Raw genomic sequence first — 22,407 nt, 5'->3', positions numbered from 1 at the left:
CATGACCATAAACATAAGGGATGTCAGCAACAAGTTTATTGCTACTGCGACCGCCCATCATTTTTTCTTTTGATGCTGCTGCAGTAATGCTAGTAGCACTTCTGGTACAAATTTACGTTGCGCTGTAATGGCGTAAAAATGTTCGAAAGCGTTTGGCAGGCGTTGGTACTCTTCTAATATTCCTTGCGCTATCTCATCTTTTACTACTACCGTTGGTAATACAGCGAGTGCGCCACTGTCACGGGCGAGTAGGCGCAGCATTGCCATATCATCAGCTTCTGCTTTTACATCGGGTTGGTATTGCCAACTGGCGCAGAGAGAGTTGAACGCACTGCGAATTTCGGTTGCTTTACCAGGCAAAACCCAGCGCACATCATCATAACCTTGAGGGAAAGTGGTGTGAATTTTGTTGGCTTTAGGTCCTACTATTGACAATGGTTGACGAGAAACCAACTGGGTTTGCCATAAGGCATCATGGTTATCTAGCGCAACGGGCCGGTTGGTGAGCACTAGATCTAGCTCGTGATTGGCCAGCCCAACCAATAAGTTATTCATTCGTCTAGCGGTCAGTGAAAAGCTTACCTTGGGGTCGGCTAATAGTGGGGTAATAAAACTCTCAACAAAGTTTCTTGATAAGGTGGTGAGTACGCCAATCGAAATATGCTGTATCTCAGCTTCCACACCTTTAATCAGAAACGACTCTAACTCTTCACCTTTGCTGAAAATATCATTGGCATAAGCCAACACCCGCGTGCCCATATCGGTCAGCTTTAGGCTACGGCCACTGCGCTCAAACAAGGCGACATCCATATTGTGTTCAAGTTGTTTAATTTGTACTGATAATGCAGATTGCGAGATATGTAGCTCGCGCGCCACTTGGGTTAAGTTGCCAACGACAGCAACGCGCCAAAAATAAAATAAGTGATGATAGTTTAGACGGCTCATTTTTAGTTAACTTATATAGAACGGTTTGTAGCATTATATCTATTTTTTTAATGTTTACAGCTCTGACATACTTGCTTCGTCTAAAACAGGGAGCAAAAATGATTATGTTGGCATCTTCACTTTTATTTATCAGTATTCCACTGAGTCTTGCACTCGCGGGATGGTGGTCTCAACAAGCACCAAGGGAAAAGACAGGGCCTACATTACTTCGATTAAGTGTCATCTTGATCGCGGTATATATTGCAGCGGTAGCCCTTCGACCAACGCTATCAACTGACATGCCAGTCGCGCACTTCATTAGCTTTTCTAACCTCAGTGCGGTGATGTTAGGGCTGGTGTTATTCATGACATTAATTCTAATTAAATTTTCTAATAACTATATGGCGGGGGAGGCGCGCGTTGGCTTTTATTGGCGCTGGCTCCTCAATACGCTGGCGGCAGTCACCTTGGTGTTGATCAGTAATCATCTGGTTTTGTTTTGGCTGGGTTGGGTCGGTATTAGCTTGTCCTTACATAAACTGCTTACTTTTTACCCTGATAGACCTCGCGCGGTGTTGGCTGCCCATAAAAAGTTCTTATTAGCGCGGTTAGCAGAATTGCTGCTGTTAGGCGCCTTTACCTTACTTTATTTACAACATGGCACCTTATTTATTGATGGCTTACTGGCGCATTTTGTTCAAGTTAAGTCCGATAGTGCGCTGTCGTTAACTGCCTTTGACCATATTGCTGGTGTGCTGATTGCCCTTGCAGCACTGATCAAATGTGCACAGTTACCGGTACATGGTTGGTTAATGCAGGTTGTCGAAGCACCAACGCCAATCAGCGCCTTGTTACATGCCGGCGTGATAAACCTTGGTGGTGTGTTACTTATCTTATTTGCCCCATTGTTTGTGCAAGTACCGCTGGCGCAATGGCTAGTGCTGGTGGTCGCGGGTTTAACTACCGTGATATGCGCACTCATTATGGCAACGCGGATCAGCGTTAAGGTGCGGTTGGCGTGGTCAACTAGTGCGCAAATGGGACTCATGCTGCTGCAATGTGCCCTTGGCTTGTTCGAGCTGGCATTACTGCATTTGGTAGCCCATTCAGCCTACAAAGCTTATGCCTTTTTAAATGCAGGTAATGCGGTGAATGAAGATATGCAGCGTCGCCTAGCGCCCTCAAAAAATCCATCGCGTCTAGATTGGTTACTGGCGGGGTCGTTTGCCACGGCTTTCGTATTAATCGCTATCACGGCACTTGGATATCAAGGTGTTTGGAGTATCTGGGTACTCTTGATAGCAGCATTAACCTTACTCATTGCTCAGCGCAGCGGCATTAGCAATAAAACCAATTTATTAACCATTTTAGGTTTAGCTGCACTGGTTGTTATCAGCTACAGCTTAATGAAAACGCTGATAGCACAACTTATCCTACTTTCATCTGGGCTGAGTGTTGCAGCGCTGAGTGCGGCGGATATTTGGGTGGCAGCCTTGTTTATTAGCTTGTTTGTGATGAGCAGTTTGCTGCGCTATCAAGGGCATAAAGCCGCCATGCAACGCATTTCCATCGCCTTGTATGCGGGGCTGTATCTTGATGAATGGCTGACTCGCCTTACCCTTAAGCTCTGGCCCGTGCGGTTACCACAAAGAGCGAACATCAAAGTGTTAGAAGCCGAGCAAGAGAATAACCTAAAGGAGCTTTATCAATGAGTAATGCAAGCGCATCAATTATCAACCAGCCATTGTCGAAGCAGCCATTATCGGAGCAGCAAAAATCGATATTACTTGCCGCAACGCAAAAAATTGCGCCAAGTTGGCCTTTAGATCAAATGATCGCGGTAAATCCATTTTGGCAAATGCGTGAGCAACGCATCGAGCAAGTTGCCGCGAATTTAGGGGTATTAGGCAGTGTTCATTTACAAATGCCTAAGCAATATTACCTCAACTTATATCAATCAGGTGCAATAAGCCAAGCGGCATTGCAGCAAGCATCAGTTGAGTTAGCGAGTGATTTATCCGCGCAACAGTTAACAGCGTTTTTAACCCAGCAAGATGAAAGTGTGCACTGGCATAATATTGCCGATTTGTTAGACAGTCAGCGTGACCCACACAAAATGGCGTGGCGCGACGAAATTATTCATCAAATCAGTCAATTTTGCGCCGCGCATTATCAAGAGTTAGAGCCATTATTACGCCGCGGCGATACCAGTAAGCAGCTCGATTTATATCGCCACTGGCTTGATGTAACGCGTTGTAATAAAGGGCTGAGCATTGTCATGGATGAGCCCGGCTTGCATCAGTTTTTTGCACAATTGCCTGATACGCATGAGGCCTTATTAGCAGAGGCCATCGAGGCATTTTCGCTAGATAATGACACCTTAGCCGCCTATAGCCATGCATTATTATTAGATGTAAACGGTTGGGCGTCTTGGGTCGCTTACTTACGTTGGCAGGGCGATCTCAATCAGCAGCCTAACGATGAAATGCACCAGCTTCTCGCTATTCGCATGGCGTGGGACCTAGTGATATGGCGCTACCTCAAGGCGCAATTACCAATCCATTTTGCGCAACTGAATGTGTCATGGCAGCGCGAGAAGGCGCAGCTGTCGTCAATGGTACAAGCGTATCAGCAGATGCAACGGCCCATTTGGGTATGGGTTAAAGCCGCAGAGTTGAGCTATCAACATCAGCTTAACCAACAGCTGCAAAATGCCATCCCTCAGCCAGTTGTAGCGCCTGAGTTGCAAGCGGTGTTTTGTATTGATGTGCGCTCAGAAGTGATGCGCAGAGCATTAGAGTCACAACATGAAAATATTCAAACCTTTGGCTTTGCCGGTTTCTTTGGCTTGCCACTGGAGTATCAACCTAGTCCAAGTGAGCTGACGCGACCGCAACTGCCCGGCTTATTAAAGCCTGTTATTCGCGTCACTGAGCGAAGTGATAATAAAGGCGAGAAAGCAAAATTAAATTTACGGGCACGTTGGCAAAGTTGGTCACAAGGGGCCCCCTCTGCTTTTTCTATGGTTGAGTCCACCGGCTGGCTCTATAGCTTAAAAATGCTTAAGCAATCATTTTTTGCCAAAGGCGAAGCTAACCCAGTCAATCGTCTTTCACACCAAGGGGATTGGGAGATGAGCGCGCAAGGTGAGGCGTTGTCCATCGCAGATAAAACGAGCTTGGCAAAAGGTGTGCTGCATGGCATTGGACTGACAAGTTTTGCGCCAAAGGTACTGTTAGTCGGCCACGGTAGCCACAGCGCTAATAACCTGCACGCCGCAGGCCTTGATTGCGGCGCTTGCGGTGGCCAAACCGGTGAAGTGAACGTGCGCGTATTGGCGCAGTTATTAAATGATCAAGAGGTGCGCCAAAATCTGGTTAGCCAAGGGGTGGTGATCCCAGAGGGCACACGCTTTGTCGCGGCGCTACATAACACCACCACCGATCATATTGATTGCTTTACGCCATCGCTAAGTGACGCGGTTAGCAATTGGTTAAAAGAGGCGACAACAGCGGCACAAAGAGAGCGTGCGCCGTTATTGGATACCAGCTTGGAAAATGCAACCGATGAGCAACTTGATAAAGCCTTGATTAAGCGCAGTCAAGACTGGTCGCAGGTTCGCCCTGAGTGGGGGCTAGCCAACAATGCCGCCTTTATTGTTGCGCCGCGCAGTTGGACTCGCCAAGTAAACTTACATGGCCGGGCATTTTTACATGATTACCAATACCAGCAAGACCCCGGTTTTGCGGTGCTTGAGTTGATTTTAACCGCGCCGATGGTGGTCACTAACTGGATCAACACCCAGTACAACGCTTCTGTGACAGACAACAGTAAATACGGCAGTGGCAACAAGGTGTTACATAACGCGGTAGGCGGGCATATTGGCGTATTTGAAGGTAATGGCGGCGACTTACGCATTGGTCTGTCCATGCAATCAGTGCACAACGGTGAAAAATGGATGCACCAACCACAACGCCTAGCCGTGTATGTTGCTGCGCCTCGTGAGCCGATTGAGCAAATCAGTGCCAAGCACGACAACGTGCGCCACCTCATTAATAACGAATGGCTATATCTGCTGCGTTGGGATGAAAGTGGCGTGATTGAGCGGTTTTATCAGGGGCAATGGTTACCACAATAAGGGATTTAGGATGACGCATTTTTCACATTTACAACAGTTAGAAGCAGAAAGCATTCATATCATTCGTGAAGTGGCTGCCAGTGCTGAGCGACCTTGTATGTTTTACTCAATCGGTAAAGACTCAACGGTGATGTTGCATTTAGCGCGCAAAGCGTTCGCGCCAGCGCCAGTGCCCTTTACCTTGTTGCATGTCGATACCACTTGGGAATTCCAGCAAATGGCTGAGTTTAGGGATGCCTTGGTCGAAAAACATCAACTGAAGCTGCATGTCCATACCAATGAAGAAGCATTGGCGATGGGGGTTCATCCTATTCGCTCCGGCTCCGTTATCTATAACGATCAGATGAAAACGATCGCGTTAAAACAAGTGCTAGACCAGTTTAAGTTTGATGCGGCATTAGGCGGCGCGCGCCGTGATGAAGAAAAGTCGCGCGCCAAAGAGCGGGTGTTTTCCATTAGAACGGCTAATCACCGCTGGGAGCCCAAATCACAGCGACCAGAGCTGTGGAATGTGTACAACGCTAAGGTCAATCCCGGCGAATCGGTGCGCGTGTTCCCACTTTCTAACTGGACCGAACTAGATATTTGGCAATACATCCATCAAGAGCGAATTGACATTGTGCCCTTGTATTATGCCGCGCCGCGCCTAAGTTGGATTGATGACAGCAGTGGCCAAATATTAGCCCTTGATGATGAGCGAATGTTGCCGTTTTTAACGCCGACAGAGAAAAGTAGTTTAAAAGAGCGCTGGATCCGCTTTCGCACCTTAGGCTGTTACCCGCAAACGGGGGCGGTAGAGAGTCGAGCCACCACGGTATTGGATATTATCTCGGAGATGTTAATTAGCAATACCAGTGAGCGCCAAGGGCGCCTGCTCGACAAAGACCAAGTCGGCTCGATGGAGAAGAAGAAAAAAGAAGGGTACTTTTAAATGCCAAGAGTGGTACTGGCAACTAAGCATGAAAAAGCGCGTTTGATCGCTCCGTGTCTTGCGCCTTTAGGGTATTTTATTGAAGAATCTTCAAGCTTTGATACCGACAGCTTAGGCACCTTTGCTGGCGATATTAAACGCACCTTAACGCCGCCACAGGCGGCGTTAACCAAAGCAAGAAAAGCCTGTGAACTAACCGGTTCAGATTGGGGCTTAGGTAGCGAAGGCAGCTTTGGCGGGGGACCCGCTCCCGGTTTAATCAACTGGAACCAAGAGGTGCTGTGTCTATATCAACATTCAACGGGACTCTCGGTTTATGCTAAAGCGAGCGGTCCCACTTCATTGCAAGGTTTCCATGGCCAAGATGGACTACTGGAACATTTAAATCAATACCCCAAACAGCGTTGGATCATGCGCCGTTTCGAGCAAATCGATAAAGGATTGTCGGCTGATGAAATATTTGAGTTATGGCAATCACATGAGGCAAATGTCGATAACATACAGATAGAGCCAGACTTGCGCGCCATGCACTGCCCCGAGCGTCAGTTGATGATCGCCAAGGCGGGGCAAGATTTAGCGCGCCGACTTAGTGAAAAATGTCCACAATGCCAACAAGTTAATTTTGTGATCAAAGAAAAACAGCCGGGACTGCCTTGTGCTATGTGCAGTTTACCGACACATCAGGTAAAATTGTCGGTTCGTATTTGTGATGGATGTGCTTACCGCTCGCCAGAGCCGCAGCCCGTGTCCAGAGCCGACCCTAAGTATTGTCAATTTTGTAATCCGTGAGAATAAAAAAGCATGAGCCAAAACTATGAAACCTTATTGCTAAATGGTGATGAAGCAGTGAGCCAAGCTGTGCAGCTATTACAACAAGGTGAGTGTGTGGCCTTGCCCACGGAAACCGTTTACGGCCTAGCGGCAGATGCCGCCAATGCACAAGCGGTAGACAAAATTTTCGCCGCCAAAGGTCGGCCTAAAAATCACCCTTTAATCGTCCATATTCCTGATGTATCACACCTTGAAAAGTGGGCCGCAGATATTCCTGCAACAGCTTATGCATTGGCCGAGCAATTTTGGCCGGGGCCGTTAACTTTATTACTGAAAAAAGCGCCTCATGTTGATGACGTGGTGACCGGCGGCCTTGATACCATTGCCTTAAGAGTGCCAGCTCACCCGTTGTTTTTGTCGGTATTAGCGCAGCTAGATAGCGGACTGGCGGCGCCGTCAGCTAATCGTTATAAACAACTTAGCCCAACTATTGCAGAGCAAGTCAGTAAAGGCTTACATGGGCGTATTGCCGCGGTACTTGATGGCGGGCCTTGTGCGCACGGATTAGAATCTACTATTTTAGATTTAGTTAGTGAGCAACCGCGTATTTTACGCGCCGGCCCCATCACGAAACAGCAGCTGGATGTTGCCCTAGGCTGTGATGTTGAGATGCCAAAGCAGCATGTTGAAGTGGTACCGGGTAATGTTAAGGCTCATTATCAGCCTATTACCCCGGCTCGATTAGTGACCACTGAGCTGCTGGTGGCTGATATGGCTGAGTTGCAAGGGCAAGCTAATTACCTGCTATTATGGTCAGAACAAGCCATTGTGCAGGCGAAAGCCGCTGGGTTAACTGCCTCGCAATGGCGCGAAATGCCAACCGATGCCGCTTTATATGGCCAGCAGTTATATGTCACCTTATACCAAGTTGACCAACTGGGAGTTGCGAACATTTTGGTTGAGCTACCACCACAAAGTGATGATTGGCGTGCGATTAACGATAGGTTATCGCGCGCGGCTTCTTACTAGTGCCAAATGATTGGCGAGCGATTAAGAACCATTGGTTGTTTAACGCCCAGATCAGCGAAAATAGCGGCCAATTACGGTTAACACGACGGATTTGACAAGCGAAGAACTGAAAAGAGTACTTCCAAAAGTGTGTACAAATCCGTGTACAAACTAAAAGAATTTATACATGGCAAACCAAGATTTTCTCAATGAAATCAAAAATCGAAGAACTTTCGCTATCATCTCTCACCCCGATGCCGCCCAGCCTTTCAACGCTTAAAATCACCTTTCATTGCACACCACAATCACATCTCTACGTACTGAGTTTAAAGACTTTTTGTCTTTTTCTCGTTTCTATTCTTTTCAATGATGTTCAAGCGTAACCTCGGAAAGTGTGTACAAACTTGAGTACAAATTCCGTTTTAGAGGCCTTTGGCGAAAATCCCATGATACAAATCTGGCTGTAGGGCTTTTGTTTACTGGGTTTGGCGTGAAAAGTACTGCCGTTAAAAAGGGTTTCTTTTTTGGTAAATATTTTCTTCTGTACCAAATTACAAAACTCAATGAAGGGATGTATTCTTGGTGTGATTTTTGGTTTAGTGTCTATTTTGGAAGATTATTGAAGCGAAACAATACGATTATTGCTAATTGAGATATCGGACTTACCTTCAAATTTAATTGCTGTTTACACCATCATTTTGTACTCATTTTTTCGGCCTGTGTGTACAAAATTTCCTGCGACTGTGTACAAACTTCCTTTTTTGTTACACTTATCCTTCGGCTATTTGACACGAGTTCTTCTGTAGCCCTTGCTGTATATGGGCTGAGCGGCAAAAGTACTTCGGGGATTTGATGCGTCAGTTCGCGATTATCAGCTAGGGCATCTCTCTTTTGTCAATTACAAATATCTGCACCTGTCTATGTGTAATGATATATCAATTTTTGGTTTTTGATACATAATAGCTAATCATTCTTGTGTTTGCGAGATTTGGGTGATATGTTTTTGTATATATTTATTCTTAATTGATGCATTAAGGCGTATCGAAATGAGCTATGTAACAGAGCAGATACTAGAAAGTCTTCGAGAAGCTCGGGTACGAAAGGGGTTTAGCCAGAGAGAGTTAAGTGCTCGTTCGGGTGTGCCTCAAAGCCATATTTCTAAAATCGAGTCTGGCGGTGTTGATTTAAGAATATCCAGTTTGATTGCACTTGCCCGTGTACTCGACCTAGAGCTATTGGTTGCGCCTAAAAAATCTGTACCTGCCATCAAGTCGATCATTCGAAGTGGCCAAGGTATTAACGGCATCAGCGATGAGCGTGAGTCAATGTCGCCCGCATATCATTTAGAGGAAGACGACGATGACTAACAATGTCTCTACGCTCAACGTTTTGCTGTACGGTGAGCCCATCGCAACGATCACCAACGTGGGCAATGACAGAACACTTTTTGCCTTTATGGATTCGTACATTAATGACGAATCACGGCCCGTATTAGGACTTGGCTTTAAAGATTCGCTAGGTGGCTTGCTGACTGATTTCAAACCTACTCAGACCAAGTTAACCCCGTTTTTTTCCAACCTTTTACCAGAAGAAACCATGCGTAATTACCTGGCTGAGCGTGCCGGTGTGAACCCAGCACGGGAATTTTTTCTATTGTGGGTGCTAGGGCAAGATTTAGCAGGCGCGATCACGGTTGAACCGGCGGATGGTGAAGCGCTGCCGCCTAATGTGCATCAAGACATTGACGATGAAACGAAAATAGATGTTCCAATGCGTTTTTCATTAGCGGGTGTACAGTTGAAGTTTTCAGCCGTACAAGAGGCAAACGGTGGTTTGACTATTCCTGCAACCGGTCAAGGTGGCTCTTGGATTGTGAAGTTGCCGTCATCTCGATTTGACGCGGTGCCAGAAAATGAATATTCGATGATGGAATTGGCTCGCATGTTGGGAATGGATGTGCCCGAGACTCAGTTACTTTCCATTGATCAGATTGCTAATATCCCAAATGGCATTGGCAAATTTGGTGACAGTGCGTTTGTGATCAAACGTTTTGACCGTGCAGATGGTCAAGCTGTGCACATTGAGGACTTTGCGCAAGTGTTTGGCGTTTATCCTCAAGATAAATACAAAAAAGCCAGTATGCGCAATATTGCTCAGGTTATCGGTATTGAAGGGCAAGACGATGATATTGCAGAATTTACTCGCCGATTGGTGTTCAACACTCTAATTGGAAATGCTGATATGCATTTGAAGAATTGGTCTGTGATCTACAAAGATAAGCGCACAGCGTCTATTGCACCTGCTTATGACTTTGTTTCAACCATTCCTTATATCCCAGATGATAGTGCGTCGCTTAAGGTTAGCCGTAGCAAGAAATTCAGCGATTTCACGCTGGATGAGCTATCACACTTAGTGGCTAAAGCCATGTTGCCAGAAAAATTGGTGTTAGATACCGCAAAGCAAACTGTAGCAGGCTTCCATGAGGTATGGGCGAAAGAAAAAGCGCATTTACCCCTTACTAAGTCAGTGATTGAAGCCATCGAAACGCACTTACGAAGCATACCGCTACGCTGAATTCCTAGTAGGTAGAACGGTACATATCGAGATGGTTTAACTTCACGCTATTTTACGGCGCTTTGCGCCGCAAATTGGACGTTTGGTAAACTGAATAATGATACCAGTGTTTTCATAAGGCAGATCTTCTGAACAAATCATGCATCTTTCTGACCATCAACCGGTGATGAATCAGGCGATGATAGCTTTACATTGATTTTCAGGAGAATGCAGATGACAGCAGTAGCTTACCAAGTAACCCCTTTTCTAACGTTTTACGAAGTGATGGCTCGTTACCACATTAGCTATACGACGCTCTGGCGAAGAATTAAAGATAGCAGCTTGCCACAACCTCGTATCAACCGAAATACACGAAACAAGCTGTGGCACATTGAAGACTTGGAAGAGTATGAGAAGAAAGAGGACTGAGCTGAGCCTCTTTCTTTTATTGTCCAAAACGCCAGTTGAATGGTAAGCCTGTCGGCTCCCAAAGGGCGAGTTTTGTAGGCTGTTATGCTTTGTTGCTGATTTTCAACGTAGAATAACTATGTCTCAAATCAGCGTCACGCCTAACAGCCTACAAATTCTCGCTGAATAAGCATCTTGAGGTAACTTGGATATATGTTGCTGTTTGCTTCTGCCAGTATTATGTTTTTGCTCCCAGCGACGCTTGGCTTCAAGTCTTTGTTGGCGACGCTCATCGGCACGATTGGCCACTTCTACAAAATGTAAGCGCTGTTCTTTTGTAAGGCCTTCGCCAAACGCTTTTATAGGTGCTCGATTAATATGGACGTGACCGCTTGATTTTGGTGATGAACACATAGTGATGATCCTCATAACTTAACCTTGTATCTAAATAGACGGATGGAGCAGCATATTTCTTACACATTTTTTTTGCTTGCATATTTGAAAACCTCTGGAAAATGGCAAGGCACAGCAATTAGATTAGAGAATCGATGGCAACGGTTCCTAATTGCTTTGCTGGTGCTATCTAACTTGTTGCTTGCGGTAGCGGCATGTTCTCGTGTTACTTTAAGAAGCTTTTTCCGCGCTAAGGTAACCAATCTGGGACTTTGCGTAGCCGGTGATTTCAGTTTCATGAGCTCTCGCCGAATTCAACTCGAACCATTGTGCTGCGCCTTTTTTTACGCTTTTTTTACGCGAACCCTTGTTCCGTATCTGATAGAGTCGCCGATAAGATTCTCTTTCAAATGATTTATATGACAATGAGTTGGCTACAGAAGCGTTATTTCTTATCAGCATCGGTGCTTATTCTCGCTCTTGTCGTATCTTTAGGGCTTGATCACTGGTCAGGCTCAACCATCGCGGTGTTACTGATACTACAACTTTCTATCGTTGTGATTGCGCTCCAATGTGACTCGCGGATAGCTTATGTGGCTGCGATTGCCGAAGCCGTCAGTTTCAACTTTCTCTTTACCACGCCTCGGTATTCGCTTCAGATGTTCCACTTGGATGACATCATCAACTTACTTGTTTTTATTGTGGTTGCCTTTACTACCAGTCAGCTCGCTGAGCGATATCGACGCCAACAAAATGCGCTAGAACAAGTTCAATTGCGCCACCAAATTTTGCTCTCTGTATCCCATGATTTGAGAACGCCGCTCGCGGGGATTATTGGTAATCTTACTACCTTCAAAGAATACCAGATGCAACTGCAAGCCAAAGAAAAGGATGAACTGCTCGACAGTGCAATCAAAGAAAGCCATCGTTTACACCAATACATAGAGAACCTTTTGCAAGCGACGAAATTGCAGCACGGCGTGGTTCGTATCCAGAAGCAACAAGAATCCATTGTGCACATTGTAAAAAGCGTCATTGGCCGTTTCTCTTCATCCGCCACAAGTATTGAGGTGGTCGTCAATGGGGCGGTTTCATTGGTTGAGGTTAGTCGGGCTTTGCTAGAGCAGGCGTTATTCAATGTGTTGGACAATGCGTTGCGCTATTCCCCCAAAGATAAACAGGTTAGTGTGACGATTTATCAGAGTCAGCAGAATGTGGTGATTGAGGTTTACAACCAAGGGCAATCACTGCAACCCGATGAAGCAGAACGAATGTTCGAGCTGTTTTATTCAGGCAAGGAAAAAAGAAGTGACGATTCTGGCTCAGGCATTGGATTGAGTGTGGCAAAAGGCGTGGTCTCAGCCCATCAAGGCCATATCGAATGTGTAGAAGTACAACAAGGTTGTTTAATTCGGATTTCGCTGCCAAGCAGTCAACAGGGAGAGCAGTAATTGAACTACAAAATACTGGTGGTGGATGATGAGCCTCAAATCCAAACCTTTATGCGCATTTCTTTGGCGGCTGAAGGCTTTGATTACGTGGGGGCAGACTCGTTAGCGACGGCAGAAGTGCAATTTGATCGTGTTCAGCCGCATGTAGTGGTGCTCGACTTAGGATTGCCTGATGGCGATGGTATCGAGTTTCTATCGATGATCCGTCAGTCAAGTAAAACACCTGTGCTCATCCTAACGGCACGCGATCAAGAAGAAGAGAAGATCCGCTTGCTTGAAGCAGGAGCTAACGACTACCTCAGTAAGCCGTTTGGCATTAAAGAACTTATTGTACGGATCAAGGTACTGCTGCGAGACTTGGTCAGTAACCATTTTAGCGACGATATCGTTACTTTTAGTGGGGTCAAGCTACAAAAAAGTACCCATCAATGTTGGCTGTACGATACCGAAGTGATTCTGACCAAAAAGGAGTTTGCGTTTCTTGAAATGCTCATGATTGCACCTGGGCAACTTGTGAAGCAAACAGACTTGTTGAGAGAAGTGTGGGGCGAAAGTCATACCGACGATACCCATTACCTGCGCGTACTGGTTAGCCAGTTGCGTAAAAAACTCAACGACAGTGCAGACGAACAACAACTCATTAAAACCGAATCAGGGATTGGCTACCGTTTAGTTTCGATGGAGCCTCCCTGTGATTAATATCAAGAATACACTTCGATTATTGGTCATGCCTATGCTTTGGATGGGGATTGTACAAGGCACGTTTGGCCTGTTATCGCTGTTTGTATTTCAAGATCGTATATCCAGTGACTTTTTATCCCCTTCGGTCGTGATGATAGTCAGCGCCTTTTTATTGTCCGTAATGTTGAGAAAAAGTGAACTGCATAAAGTCACTTTTCGAGATGCGTTGATTTTTGCCAGTTTAACTTGGGTTTTAACTGGTTTTTTAGGTGCATTACCGATTCATTTCGTTACTCAGGTGAGCATGACAGATGCGGTATTTGAGTCCATCAGCGCCTTAACGACGACGGGAGCAACAGTTTTGACGGGATTAGATGAGATGCCGAAGTCTTTTCTGCTGTATCGTCAATTTCTTCAGTGGATGGGCGGGCTGGGTGTGGTGATTTTTGTCGTCGCGGTACTGCCCATGCTCAATGTCGGTGGAATGCGGCTGCTTAAAGCAGAAACGCCAGGTCCGATTAAGGATGATAAACTTTCGCCACGTATCAATAAGACTGCGCACTACCTTTGGGGCGTGTATCTTGCGATTACCGTTGCGTGTGCGTTGGCTTACTATTTAGCAGGAATGTCGGGTTACGATGCCATCGCACACAGTTTTACCACCGTTTCAACAGGGGGATTCTCGACACATGACGCCAGTATGTGGCATTTTGAAAGCCACCTCATCCTTATGTTGTCCAACATTTTTATGATGTTGGGGGCGATAAGTTTCGGCCTTCATTTCCGTGTGTTTCGAAATGGCTTTAAAGGGTTACGTCTGTATGCTTCCGATGAGGAGTCGAGAGTCTTCATACTGACCGCGATTGCGCTCTCTTTTGTTTTAGGCGGGTACCTCTTTAACCATTCTGCTTACGATGATTTTTTTACCTCACTCAGTTTTGCCATTTTCAGTGTTATCTCATTTATGACCAGTACTGGATTTGGGGCGGCGGACTTGGGCAGTTGGCCTGCGGCAAGCGCATTTTTTTTGGTTTTTTGTGCCTATCTTGGTGGTTGCTCAGGCTCAACCGCAGGGGGCAACAAATTCGTGCGTGACATCATCACTTTCAAAGTCATTCGACGAGAAATTCGCCAGCTTATTCATCCTAGAGCCATTTTACCTATTCGCTATCAAGGGCGTGTGGTGCCCTCCGACGTGACTAATGCTGTGATGGCTTTTATGTCTCTTGCTGCGCTGAGCACGGTAGTGTTCACCTTACTGATGATGGTAACAGGGCTTGATTTTTGGTCGTCCTTCACGGCGGTGGTTGCGTGTATCAATGTACTTGGCCCTGGTTTTGGCGTAGTGGCAAGCAATTTCCAACCTGTCTCTGATACTGGCATCTGGATATTAAATTTGGCAATGATTCTTGGTCGGTTGGAGTACTTCACAGTATTAGCCATGTTATTGCCACACTTTTGGAAAAAATAATTAAGGTATTGTTATGGCACATTTTACTGTTATTGGACTTGGGCGATTTGGCATCGCAGCCAGTCTGGAATTGATCCACCTTGGGCACACAGTGACGGGGGTTGATCGTGACCCCAAAATTGTTGAGAAATATGTCGAGGAGTTAACGCAAGCGATTATTTGTGACTCCGCGGATGAAAGTGCGCTGCGTGAGTTAGATCTTGGCAATAGTGAAGCGGTATTGATAGCTATCGGTGAAGACATGCAGTCGAGTTTGCTTTGTACCTTGGCGTTGAAAAACCTCGGTGTTAAAGAGATTTGGGTTAAGGCCAGTACTAAAGCACACCATACCATCGTATCGAAACTTGGTGTTCAGCGCATTATCCATCCTGAAGAGGAGATGGGCGTGCGTGTCGCCCAAGCATTAAACTATCCAATGGTGAATAATTACTTGTCTTTAGGTCATGGCTTATATGTGGTTGAAATTCATATTAGAGCATCGTTACACGACACTCCGATGGGACAAGTTCTTGGTGATGCCAAAGGCAGTGTGCAAACTGTCCTCATCAAACGTGAACAAGACGTGCTTAATCAGATTGGCCATGATTTTGTCTTGAAAGCAAATGATATCATTCTGTTGTGCGGCACTCGCGCTGAGCTAAAGTACCTTGCCCCAAGGTTGGTGTGACATGGTTCAGTGGCATCCCTCTATCACGCCGATAGAACGTAAACCCAAGTCAGGAAAAAAAATAGTTGGTGCGCCACCGCTGATTTTAAGTGGCAGCTTTTTACTGCTCATCCTGCTGGGTACGGCATTACTCAAACTGCCTATTGCTGTTCATGAGCCTATTACTTGGATACAGAGTTTGTTCACGGCTACCTCAGCCGTAACGGTAACAGGGCTAGTGGTGGTTGATACAGGCACTCAGTTCACCTTATTTGGGCAAATTGTCATCGCTTTACTTATCCAGTGTGGTGGCCTCGGCCTCATGACCTTTGCCATTGTGACCTTGATTGCTTTGGGAGGGAAAATCGGCTTTTTAGAGCGTACCGTAGCAAGAGAAGCATTTAATCAAACCGACTCCTCGACGCTTGTTGCGACCGCTAAATCGGTGCTGATGTTTGCTCTGACCGTCGAATTGGTTGGAATGACCATACTGGCTTGGTATTGGAGTGATGAACTTGGCTGGGCAACTAGCTTGTTTCACGGTTTCTTCTATACCATCAGTGCGTTTAATAATGCAGGGTTTGCCTTAAGTGCTGATAGCTTAATGCCTTATGTGGATGACCCCGTCGTCAACCTGACGATTACAGGACTATTTATCATTGGCGGGTTAGGCTTTTCGGTTTGGATGGATTTAAAGCGAAACCGTCGGTGGTCAAAGCTGACAGTTTATAGCCGCATGATGATAACGGGAACCGTGCTTATCAATGCCGTTGCTGTGGTAGCAATCTATCTAATAGAGCGTGAAAACCCCAACACATTAGCGCCACTCAGCGAACTGGGTAAGTGGCTGGCCTCGTGGTTTCAAGCGGTGACCCCAAGAACCGCTGGCTTTAATACGCTCGCTATTGACCAACTTGAAGATGCCACCTCCGCGATTATTCTGGTGCTGATGTTCATTGGTGGTGGCTCGTTAAGTACCGCAAGCGGTATCAAAGTCGTGACCTTTATGGTGTTGATTTTATCGACTTACGCTTACTTACGTCGTGATGAGCAAATTCATGTTTTTAAGCGTGAAATTGCAAAAGACACGATCAGTAAAGCCCTTGCACTGACGATGATTTCGGTTGTGGTGACGTGGCTAGCCATCTTTGCATTACTCTTGACGGAAAATGCCCCGATGATAGACGTTATGTTTGAAGCGGTTTCTGCATTAGGTACTGTGGGGTTGTCTCGCGGCTTAACAGGGCAACTCTCCACATCGGGTGAACTGATTATCATCTTTATGATGTATATGGGGAGATTAGGCCCACTGACTGTGGTGTATTTTTTAGCCAGTCCAAGACAGAGAAAATTGCGATTTGCTGAGACGAAGCTGTCGATAGGGTAAGAGCTTTACCCGCTTAAGCAGGCAATAAGACTCTATGCCGTTACAGTTGCATTTTTGTTATTGAATTTTAAGGTTTTTATCGCGGCGAGCAGTGTATCGCTTAGCATTCTAAGCAAATACTGCTTAACAAAGAGAAAAACGCTTTTAGCCGAACCCTTTGGGCAGCGTTTGTTGGGTATTTCTACTGCGTTATCGCCTTTTCGTGTAGCCAGCTACACCACAAAAGCGCTGCTTACGACAACGTCTTGCATAAATACCCAACAATTCGCTGCAAAAATAATCACGAAAGATCAACAGACCCTAGTGCAGGGAGTAATTAATAAATGATGTTTAAGATTAAAGATAGCGTGAAAGTAAGCTCTCGCTTCACCACGATTATTCACCTTTGTAGCTTCTTAATTATCATTTACAGCTTTACCATGCTGGTTCCAATCATGGTCGGGCTGTTTAATCGCGATGGTTACATTACGGCATTCCTTCTTACTTTTTTACTCTCACTTTCCATTGGAATCGTTGGCTGGAAATCAACCAAGGGCGAAGACAAATATCTACAAAAGCGCGACGGCTTTATGGTGGCGTGTTTATTTTGGTTAATCTTTTCGGCGATGAGCGCACTGCCTTTCATCTTAGATAGCCGCTTGAACATGACATTGACGGATGCGGTGTTTGAAGGCGTCTCCGGTATTACTACAACCGGAGCTTCGGTTTTTTCTAATATTGATACACTACCTAAATCGATTTTGTTTTACCGAGCCCAGCTGAATTTTTTAGGCGGGTTGGGAATCATTGTATTAGCGGTGGCGATTCTGCCATTTTTGGGCATTGGTGGTGCTAAGCTCTATCAATCTGAAATGCCTGGACCGATGAAAGAGGAGAAAATGACGCCTCGACTTGCTGATACAGCACGAAACCTATGGGGCTTGTATTCCGCACTTGCGTTTGCTTGCGCGCTATCGTTTAAAGCCGCGGGGATGAATTGGTTTGATGCCATCTGTCATAGCTTATCAACCGTCTCATTGGGCGGCTTTTCTACTCACGGTGATAGCTTAGGTTTCTACAATAGTGCGTCGGTTGAGCTGGTTGCTGGTGTATTTTCTATTCTCGCGGCTATTAACTTTGCCCTATATTACGTTGCGTTGGTAAGAAGGAGTGTGCGCCCCATTCTTAAGAATGCGGAATTTCGCTTTTTCATCTTTATCCTCTCTTGCATCGTTGGGGTTGCATGTCTTGAATTGTATCGAACGCAGACTTTTGGCTTACAGGACTCGCTGGTTCACGGTTTTTTTCAAACGGTATCAGTGATGACAGACAATGGGTTGGGCGCAGGAGGTTATCCAAGTTGGCCGAATCATGTTGTATTGCTGCTTTTAGGTGCGAGTTTTTTTGGTGGATGTTTTGGCTCCACCTGTGGCGGTATCAAAGCCGTTCGTTTTCTCTTGCTCTATAAACAAAGCAGCCGAGAGATCAACAATCTCATCCATCCGAAGGCCATATTAACCACGAAAGTAAACGGACAGAGCGTATCCGATCGTGTGATTAGCTCTGTATGGGGGTTGTTTTTTCTTTATATCTTTTTCACCTGTGTCTTCATCTGGGGATTGGTGGCAATAGGGCATGATATTATCACGGCGTTTGGTACTGTGGCGGCATGCATTAACAATATGGGGATTGGATACGGTGACACAGCTTCAGGGTTTGGCACACTAAAACCGGAAGGAAAGTGGTTAATGTGTGTTGCCATGTTGTTTGGCCGTTTAGAAATTTTCCCGATACTGATTATATTTTCACGTGCCTTTTGGCGATATTAGAAAACGCTCCACTGACGGAATTTGCATGTATCAATGCTGGCTAGTTATCAGAAGGACATGCTAAACCAAGTTCAAATGCTCAAGAGGGCTGCATTATACCCAATCAACCTGGAGTGGATTGATTTCAGAAAAATTTTACGCACGTTTAGGCAAGGCATTAATTTTAGGTAATGGCTTTTCCCTTATCAAAATCAATCACGCAACATAAACGCTTGTAAAGCTTGCCCTATGGGAGCGCAGCCATCTTTCCACTACGTTGTTACGCTTATTAAAAAGGTGCCTACATTCCTGTATTAGCGTGCCTAGTGTTGAAAACACGACCGGGATCTGAATCCTGCATCTTGAGATATCTTGGGTAAAGCTTTAGTTAGATCAACAGTTAAAATTGTTGAAAGTCTACAGTTTTATTTGTAGAGTACGGGCTTATGAAAACTTTATCCGAACGACTAAACCATGCCTTGCAGCTTACTGGGGTGACTCAGTCGGAGTTGGCTCGTCGCATTGGTATCAAACAGCAGTCGATCAGCCAGATTTGCTCTGGTAAATCGGCTAGGTCTCGTTACACCATGCAGATCGCGGAGGCGCTTCGCGTGAATGCTCATTGGCTCGCCACAGGTGATGGCGAGATTGGCTTGGGGGTCGGTAATGTAGAAGTAGGGCCTGACATTAAAGGGAGTATTCCTCTTATTAATTGGGTTCAGGCTGGGGATTGGACTGAAATAGCGGAGGGATTTGCCTTTGAAGATGCAGAGGAGTGGCGTGAAGTCACTGGGAAAGCACATGAAGGTTGTTTCGCACTGCGCGTGAAAGGCGACAGTATGGAAAATCCAAGCGGCAAAAAATCAATACCAGAAGGTGCTGTTATAGTTGTAGATCCTGATGCTCCTTACTCATCGGGTTCATTGGTTGTAGCGCGGCTTGACGATTCAAGAGAAGCAACCTTTAAACAATTAGTCTTGGATGGTGAGCAAAAATATTTGAAGCCTCTTAATCCACAGTATCCAGCAATACCGATCAACGGCAACTGCTCAATTATAGGCGTTGTTAAACAAGCTATCATCGATTTTTGGTAGCGAAGGAATTTGTGGTTTAGCCACAGTTGTTCATGAGCTGAAGAAGCAACGATTGCAAACAGCTACAACTGAGCATTGGCGCACGCTGAGAGTAAATGGTAACCGATTAGATAACCATTGATTGTTTATAAAGTCAAGATCAGCGAAAATAGCGGCCAATTACGATTAACACGACGGATTTGACTAGCGAAGAACTGAAAAGAGAGTACTTCCAAAAGTGTGTACAAATCCGTGTACAAACTAAAAGAATTTATACATGGCAAACCAAGATTTTCTTAATGAAATCAATAAGCGAAGGACCTTTGCTATCATCTCCCACCCAGATGCGGGTAAAACAACAATCACTGAGAAGGTATTATTACACGGGCGTGCTATTCAAACCGCCGGTAGCGTAAAAGGCAAGGGCAGCTCGCAACATGCTAAGTCTGACTGGATGGAAATGGAAAAAGAGCGTGGTATCTCCGTCACGACCTCGGTGATGCAATTTCCGTTTAATAACTGTTTGGTTAATCTGTTAGACACCCCAGGACACGAAGACTTCTCGGAAGATACTTACCGTACGTTAACGGCGGTGGATTCATGTTTAATGGTGATTGATGCGGCGAAAGGTGTCGAAGACCGAACCCGCAAATTAATGGAAGTCACGCGTTTGCGTGATACGCCTATCGTTACCTTTATGAACAAAATGGACCGTGATACGCGCGATCCCATGGAGCTACTTGACGAAGTTGAAGAAGAACTCAAAATGGCGTGTGCACCTGTCACTTGGCCGATTGGCTGTGGTAAAGAGTTTAAAGGTGTGTACCACATTCATCGCGATGAAGTGATTTTATACCAATCAGGTCAAGGCCATACCATCCAAGAAGTGCGCATTATTAAAGGCATTGATAACGATGCTGTTACGCAAGCGATTGGCAGCGTATTAGCTGAAAGCGTACGTGAAGAAATTGAATTGGTATTGGGCGCGGCCCATGAATTTGATAAAGAGCTATTCTTAGCCGGTGAATTAACGCCGGTTTATTTTGGTACCGCGCTAGGTAACTTTGGTGTTGACCATATTCTTGAAGGCTTAACGGAATGGGCGCCAGCGCCAATGCCGCGTGCCACGCAAGACCGTGATGTGATCGCTACGGAAGAGAAATTCTCTGGTTTTGTGTTTAAAATTCAAGCCAACATGGATCCTAAACACCGTGACCGTATTGCTTTCATGCGTGTGGTGTCAGGCAAATACGAAAAGAGCATGAAGATGCGCCATGTGCGTTTAGGTAAAGATGTCACCATTTCTGATGCGGTTACCTTTATGGCGGGCGATCGCAGCGCTGCAGAAGAAGCCTATGCCGGTGACATCATTGGTTTACACAACCACGGCACTATCCAAATTGGTGACACCTTTACCCAAGGTGAAGACATGAAGTTCAGCGGTATTCCAAACTTTGCGCCAGAAATGTTCCGCCGCATTCGTTTAAAAGATCCGCTGAAACAAAAACAACTGTTAAAAGGCCTAGTACAGCTTTCTGAAGAAGGCGCGGTACAAGTATTTCGACCACTGCGCAACAACGACTTGATCGTAGGCGCGGTCGGTGTACTACAGTTTGAGGTAGTGACGGCGCGCTTAAAATCGGAATACAAGGTGGAAGCCATCTACGAAAGCATTAGCGTTGCCACGGCGCGCTGGGTAGAAAGTGATAACACCAGCAAGATGATTGAGTTTGAGAAAAAAGCCTACGATAACTTAGCCCTAGATGGTGGTGATAATCTGACTTATATTGCGCCGACCATGGTTAACTTAAACTTGGCGATTGAGCGCTACCCTGATGTGAACTTTAGAAAGACCCGCGAGCATTAATCGTCGCCCAGTCGCAGTGATTTAGCTGCGCTGACTTAATTCATTAAAAACAGCGCCGATTGGCGCTGTTTTTGTATCGGTAAACGAGACTGAAATGGAGGGGGTGTGTCATTGGAGTATGGAAAAATAGTGAGCCTCAATAGCCCGATGATGGACACTCACTGCCACCTTGATTTTGCCGAGTTTGATGGCGTGCGCGAGCAACTGTTAATGGATGCCGCTCAATTAACCGTTAAGCGCATCTTAGTACCCGGTGTTAAAGCGGCCACTTGGCAAGATTTAATTGCCTTGTGTCAGTCTCATCCCGCGCTTGATTTTGCCTTAGGCTTACACCCGTATTTTCTCGCCGATTACCAAGCTGAGCACATGGCATTGTTACAGCAGTTAGCTGAACAATATCAACCACTGGCGATTGGCGAGGTGGGGTTGGATGCCATGGTGGATGTGCCGATGGCGCTGCAATTAAACGTATTGCGCCAACAAATTGAAATAGCAAAAACGGCTAAATTGCCGCTAATTTTGCACCAACGTAAAACAGCTTCGTCATTATTAGCTGAGCTTAAGCATTTTCCTTATGGCGGCGTGCTACATGCTTTTTCGGGCAGCTATGAGCAAGGCATGGCATTTATTGATAAAGGCTTTAAGTTGGGGATCGGCGGCGTTATCACCTATCCAAGAGCGGCCAAAACTCGCGCCAGTGTCGCACGTTTTCCCCTTGAAGCTTTGATGCTCGAAACCGATGGCCCAGATATGCCTATCGCCAATCAAACTACCAATGTCAATTCTCCGCTTAATTTACCTTTCATTTTTAATGCCTTAGCCGAGTTACGAGATGAGCCACCAGCGCAGTTGGCAAAGGGCTTGTGGCAAAACAGCCAAGCCGTGTTTGGCAGGGGAAAAATCTAGCTCTTTGACCAA

19 protein-coding genes are annotated in these 22,407 nt (G+C 45.8%); 17 read left to right on the top strand and 2 right to left on the bottom strand.

The window, feature by feature from the left end; translation table 11 throughout:
* Nucleotides 1-57: 57 nt before the first annotated feature.
* The gene (locus K6Y31_RS03190) at nt 58-945 is read right to left on the bottom strand and encodes a LysR family transcriptional regulator (protein WP_233051388.1); all 888 of its coding nucleotides are present in this window, start codon (nt 943-945) and stop codon (nt 58-60) included.
* A gap of 98 nt (nt 946-1,043) precedes the next feature.
* Here K6Y31_RS03190 and K6Y31_RS03185 point away from each other — a divergent pair, with 98 nt between their 5' ends.
* From K6Y31_RS03185 to K6Y31_RS03150, 8 genes are all read left to right on the top strand, one after another.
* Entirely contained in the window at nt 1,044-2,636 is a 1,593-nt protein-coding gene (locus K6Y31_RS03185) for an NADH-quinone oxidoreductase subunit L (RefSeq protein WP_233051387.1), read from the top strand.
* Complete coding sequence (locus K6Y31_RS03180) at nt 2,633-5,062, top strand: YbcC family protein (protein ID WP_233051386.1); 2,430 nt, start codon at nt 2,633-2,635, stop codon at nt 5,060-5,062. The genes K6Y31_RS03185 and K6Y31_RS03180 overlap by 4 nt, the downstream gene beginning before the upstream one ends.
* A 10-nt stretch (nt 5,063-5,072) precedes the next feature.
* Nucleotides 5,073-5,993, top strand: coding sequence for a sulfate adenylyltransferase subunit CysD (gene cysD, locus K6Y31_RS03175; protein ID WP_233051385.1), 921 nt, complete (start codon nt 5,073-5,075; stop codon nt 5,991-5,993).
* Nucleotides 5,994-6,782: a DUF6671 family protein gene (locus tag K6Y31_RS03170; RefSeq protein WP_233051384.1), complete on the top strand. Its 789-nt coding sequence runs from the start codon at nt 5,994-5,996 to the stop codon at nt 6,780-6,782.
* 12 nt (nt 6,783-6,794) lie between these two features.
* The gene (locus K6Y31_RS03165) at nt 6,795-7,793 is read left to right on the top strand and encodes an L-threonylcarbamoyladenylate synthase (protein WP_233051383.1); all 999 of its coding nucleotides are present in this window, start codon (nt 6,795-6,797) and stop codon (nt 7,791-7,793) included.
* A 1,025-nt stretch (nt 7,794-8,818) separates the two neighbouring features.
* Complete coding sequence (locus tag K6Y31_RS03160; RefSeq protein WP_233051382.1) at nt 8,819-9,139, top strand: helix-turn-helix domain-containing protein; 321 nt, start codon at nt 8,819-8,821, stop codon at nt 9,137-9,139.
* A complete protein-coding gene (locus K6Y31_RS03155) occupies nt 9,132-10,346 on the top strand; it encodes a type II toxin-antitoxin system HipA family toxin (protein WP_233051381.1) in 1,215 nt (404 codons plus the stop codon). The genes K6Y31_RS03160 and K6Y31_RS03155 overlap by 8 nt, the downstream gene beginning before the upstream one ends.
* Before the next feature lie 213 nt (nt 10,347-10,559).
* Nucleotides 10,560-10,754, top strand: coding sequence for a helix-turn-helix transcriptional regulator (locus K6Y31_RS03150; RefSeq protein WP_233051380.1), 195 nt, complete (start codon nt 10,560-10,562; stop codon nt 10,752-10,754).
* Between the two features lie 123 nt (nt 10,755-10,877).
* Here K6Y31_RS03150 and K6Y31_RS03145 read toward each other — a convergent pair whose 3' ends face one another.
* Nucleotides 10,878-11,162 carry a hypothetical protein gene (locus K6Y31_RS03145; protein WP_233051379.1) on the bottom strand — a complete coding sequence of 95 codons (285 nt, stop codon included), beginning with the start codon at nt 11,160-11,162 and terminating at the stop codon, nt 10,878-10,880.
* A 383-nt stretch (nt 11,163-11,545) separates the two neighbouring features.
* Here K6Y31_RS03145 and K6Y31_RS03135 point away from each other — a divergent pair, with 383 nt between their 5' ends.
* The 9 genes from K6Y31_RS03135 (at nt 11,546) to K6Y31_RS03090 (ending at nt 22,395) form a co-directional block, all read left to right on the top strand.
* Nucleotides 11,546-12,577, top strand: coding sequence for a sensor histidine kinase (locus K6Y31_RS03135; protein WP_427901889.1), 1,032 nt, complete (start codon nt 11,546-11,548; stop codon nt 12,575-12,577).
* Nucleotides 12,578-13,276: a response regulator transcription factor gene (locus K6Y31_RS03130; RefSeq protein ID WP_233051377.1), complete on the top strand. Its 699-nt coding sequence runs from the start codon at nt 12,578-12,580 to the stop codon at nt 13,274-13,276.
* Nucleotides 13,269-14,729, top strand: a complete 1,461-nt coding sequence (locus K6Y31_RS03125; protein ID WP_233051376.1) for a TrkH family potassium uptake protein — start codon at nt 13,269-13,271, stop codon at nt 14,727-14,729. Before K6Y31_RS03130 ends, K6Y31_RS03125 begins: the two co-directional genes overlap by 8 nt.
* A gap of 13 nt (nt 14,730-14,742) precedes the next feature.
* Nucleotides 14,743-15,396 carry a potassium channel family protein gene (locus tag K6Y31_RS03120; RefSeq protein ID WP_233051375.1) on the top strand — a complete coding sequence of 218 codons (654 nt, stop codon included), beginning with the start codon at nt 14,743-14,745 and terminating at the stop codon, nt 15,394-15,396.
* A gap of 1 nt (nt 15,397) precedes the next feature.
* A complete protein-coding gene (locus K6Y31_RS03115; protein WP_233051374.1) occupies nt 15,398-16,762 on the top strand; it encodes a TrkH family potassium uptake protein in 1,365 nt (454 codons plus the stop codon).
* A gap of 323 nt (nt 16,763-17,085) precedes the next feature.
* Nucleotides 17,086-18,570: a TrkH family potassium uptake protein gene (locus K6Y31_RS03105; RefSeq protein ID WP_233051373.1), complete on the top strand. Its 1,485-nt coding sequence runs from the start codon at nt 17,086-17,088 to the stop codon at nt 18,568-18,570.
* 425 nt (nt 18,571-18,995) lie between these two features.
* Nucleotides 18,996-19,643 carry a LexA family protein gene (locus tag K6Y31_RS03100; RefSeq protein ID WP_015066602.1) on the top strand — a complete coding sequence of 216 codons (648 nt, stop codon included), beginning with the start codon at nt 18,996-18,998 and terminating at the stop codon, nt 19,641-19,643.
* 256 nt (nt 19,644-19,899) lie between these two features.
* Nucleotides 19,900-21,489 (top strand): peptide chain release factor 3, encoded by a 1,590-nt coding sequence (gene prfC / locus K6Y31_RS03095; RefSeq protein ID WP_233051372.1) that lies wholly within the window; start codon nt 19,900-19,902, stop codon nt 21,487-21,489.
* Between the two features lie 105 nt (nt 21,490-21,594).
* Complete coding sequence (locus K6Y31_RS03090; protein ID WP_233051371.1) at nt 21,595-22,395, top strand: TatD family hydrolase; 801 nt, start codon at nt 21,595-21,597, stop codon at nt 22,393-22,395.
* Nucleotides 22,396-22,407 lie beyond the last annotated feature (12 nt).

It is taken from the genome of Motilimonas cestriensis (assembly GCF_021295315.1).
In the GTDB taxonomy this organism is placed as follows: Bacteria; Pseudomonadota; Gammaproteobacteria; order Enterobacterales; family CBDFNC01; genus Motilimonas; species Motilimonas cestriensis.
This window is presented reverse-complemented; position numbering and strand designations above follow the sequence as displayed.

What these genes read in the sequence shown, in the direction of transcription:
- K6Y31_RS03190 (WP_233051388.1), bottom strand. Translation starts at nt 945, where the DNA reads ATGAGCCGTCTAAACTATCATCACTTATTTTATTTTTGGCGCGTTGCT.
- K6Y31_RS03185 (WP_233051387.1), top strand. Translation starts at nt 1,044, where the DNA reads ATGATTATGTTGGCATCTTCACTTTTATTTATCAGTATTCCACTGAGT.
- K6Y31_RS03180 (WP_233051386.1), top strand. Translation starts at nt 2,633, where the DNA reads ATGAGTAATGCAAGCGCATCAATTATCAACCAGCCATTGTCGAAGCAG.
- cysD (WP_233051385.1), top strand. Translation starts at nt 5,073, where the DNA reads ATGACGCATTTTTCACATTTACAACAGTTAGAAGCAGAAAGCATTCAT.
- K6Y31_RS03170 (WP_233051384.1), top strand. Translation starts at nt 5,994, where the DNA reads ATGCCAAGAGTGGTACTGGCAACTAAGCATGAAAAAGCGCGTTTGATC.
- K6Y31_RS03165 (WP_233051383.1), top strand. Translation starts at nt 6,795, where the DNA reads ATGAGCCAAAACTATGAAACCTTATTGCTAAATGGTGATGAAGCAGTG.
- K6Y31_RS03160 (WP_233051382.1), top strand. Translation starts at nt 8,819, where the DNA reads ATGAGCTATGTAACAGAGCAGATACTAGAAAGTCTTCGAGAAGCTCGG.
- K6Y31_RS03155 (WP_233051381.1), top strand. Translation starts at nt 9,132, where the DNA reads ATGACTAACAATGTCTCTACGCTCAACGTTTTGCTGTACGGTGAGCCC.
- K6Y31_RS03150 (WP_233051380.1), top strand. Translation starts at nt 10,560, where the DNA reads ATGACAGCAGTAGCTTACCAAGTAACCCCTTTTCTAACGTTTTACGAA.
- K6Y31_RS03145 (WP_233051379.1), bottom strand. Translation starts at nt 11,162, where the DNA reads ATGAGGATCATCACTATGTGTTCATCACCAAAATCAAGCGGTCACGTC.
- K6Y31_RS03135 (WP_427901889.1), top strand. Translation starts at nt 11,546, where the DNA reads ATGACAATGAGTTGGCTACAGAAGCGTTATTTCTTATCAGCATCGGTG.
- K6Y31_RS03120 (WP_233051375.1), top strand. Translation starts at nt 14,743, where the DNA reads ATGGCACATTTTACTGTTATTGGACTTGGGCGATTTGGCATCGCAGCC.
- K6Y31_RS03115 (WP_233051374.1), top strand. Translation starts at nt 15,398, where the DNA reads ATGGTTCAGTGGCATCCCTCTATCACGCCGATAGAACGTAAACCCAAG.
- K6Y31_RS03105 (WP_233051373.1), top strand. Translation starts at nt 17,086, where the DNA reads ATGATGTTTAAGATTAAAGATAGCGTGAAAGTAAGCTCTCGCTTCACC.
- K6Y31_RS03100 (WP_015066602.1), top strand. Translation starts at nt 18,996, where the DNA reads ATGAAAACTTTATCCGAACGACTAAACCATGCCTTGCAGCTTACTGGG.
- prfC (WP_233051372.1), top strand. Translation starts at nt 19,900, where the DNA reads ATGGCAAACCAAGATTTTCTTAATGAAATCAATAAGCGAAGGACCTTT.